3 protein-coding genes and 1 pseudogene are annotated in these 1,577 nt (G+C 34.1%); 3 read left to right on the top strand and 1 reads right to left on the bottom strand.

Features of this window, described 5'->3' with window-relative positions; translation table 11 throughout:
- Nucleotides 1-675, top strand: a 675-nt coding sequence (locus AB1630_13135) for a T9SS type A sorting domain-containing protein (protein ID MEW6104729.1), incomplete at its 5' end; no start/stop codon positions are given.
- Nucleotides 676-696: 21 nt separating this feature from the next.
- Here AB1630_13135 and AB1630_13130 read toward each other — a convergent pair.
- Entirely contained in the window at nucleotides 697-876 is a 180-nt protein-coding gene (locus AB1630_13130; GenBank protein ID MEW6104728.1) for a hypothetical protein, read from the bottom strand.
- An 84-nt stretch (nucleotides 877-960) separates the two neighbouring features.
- Between AB1630_13130 and AB1630_13125 the strand changes: the two are divergent.
- Together AB1630_13125 and AB1630_13120 are read left to right on the top strand one after the other, a co-directional pair.
- Nucleotides 961-1,316, top strand: a pseudogene (locus AB1630_13125) (DUF5618 family protein).
- A 76-nt stretch (nucleotides 1,317-1,392) separates the two neighbouring features.
- The coding region (locus AB1630_13120) for a DUF2723 domain-containing protein (GenBank protein MEW6104727.1) at nucleotides 1,393-1,577 on the top strand (185 nt) is incomplete at its 3' end.

The following is a 1,577-nucleotide window of genomic DNA, read 5'->3' as shown; positions in this document are numbered from 1 at the left end:
AACTTGAATATTGTAATCTCTGATGCAAAGAACTCACTCTGTGGTGAAATACATCTTACCTATGACCAAACATTGCTTGAACCAATAGAAAATGAACTACAAAAGGGAGACTGGCTACCAGGTGATGCCTATATCCTAAAGAACAAAGTAGAAAATGGAAAGATAGACTTTGCCTTTGGCTTAATGAATCCGCAAACAAGGGAGGAAGGAATACTTGCATCCCTGTCATTCGTTATAAAGAAAACAGGAAAGACAAAGCTTTTCTTTGACTTTGACAATAATGCAAACAGAAACACAATGTTCATTGAAAGAACAAGCACAGGAGACCAATTGCCAGATGTAGAAGAAGAACCCATAGAGATAGATGCACCCATTATTCCAAATACTATACTTCTTCCATCATTCCCAAATCCAACAAATAATTCAGCCTGGATTCCATTTAAGCTTGCAGAGGACAACTATGTTTCCCTTTCAATCTATAACATCTTGGGACAAAAGGTAAGAACAATAGATGTAGGCTTTAAAAAGAAAGGACAATACACAAAGGCAAAGGAAGGCTTTGCAATATTCTTTGACCTAAAGAACAATCAAGGAGAAAGGCTATCATCTGGGCTTTACTACTACAAGCTTAATGCTGGAAAATTCTCTGACACAAAGGCTATGGTTGTGAAATAATAAAGAAGGCTGTCTCTATCATTATTCTGCTACAACCTTTATTCTATTATTGTACGTGTTTAGCTCAAATTTTAAATCTAAAGCACGAACTAAAAATGTCCAATTGATTTTGTTTGTCATTGGGATTTGGTCATTGGGATTTTGTTTGTCATTGGGCATTGGGATTTTAAATTGTTCAAACTGATAAAAACAGCTAAACATATACAAAATTAAATTCTAAATCCCAAATCCTAAATTTCTCATCCCTATTCCTTATTCCCTTTCAATGGATGAGCTAAATATACAATGATAGTTTATAAAATTTTTTTCTTGCAAGTAGAATTTGTTATAGTTTATAATTTTATTAAGATGAAAGAAGCATCAAGGTATTTAGAAAATGCAAAGGAGATATTAAGCAAGTCTGAAATTGAAGAAAATAGATATTATGTAGATGACAAATATGTAAAATCAGCCTGTGGAATTGCTTATCTAGGGGTTCTAAAGGCTATTGATGAATATCTTCTGGAAAAGGGGCTTACAAAAATGATACTATCTATGAAGAATTGCATATCGCAGGCTATTATAGAGGCAATTTGCGTTCTGTAAATGTAGTAAAAGAAGCATTAAAAACAGCAAAAGACTTTATTGAGAAGATTGGGTAAATAAAAGTCCTAGGTGTTTTTACCAACCAAGTTTTTAACTTGCCTTTTTGATTAAGGGCGATATATAATGGGGTTTATGAAAAGCAAGGATGAGCGGTTAATCCCTTTCAAAACAATAGATTATCTATTTGGCCTTCTTGTTTTTTTTATTTCATTTGGGGTTTATTTGCATACCTTAACGCCAACTGTTGGGTTTCATGATTCTGGTGAGCTAATAACCTGTACCTGGACATTAGGCATTGCCCATCCTCCGGGCTATCC

Source organism: bacterium (assembly GCA_040753555.1).
Lineage (GTDB): Bacteria > UBA9089 > UBA9088 > UBA9088 > UBA9088 > JBFLYE01.
This window is presented reverse-complemented; position numbering and strand designations above follow the sequence as displayed.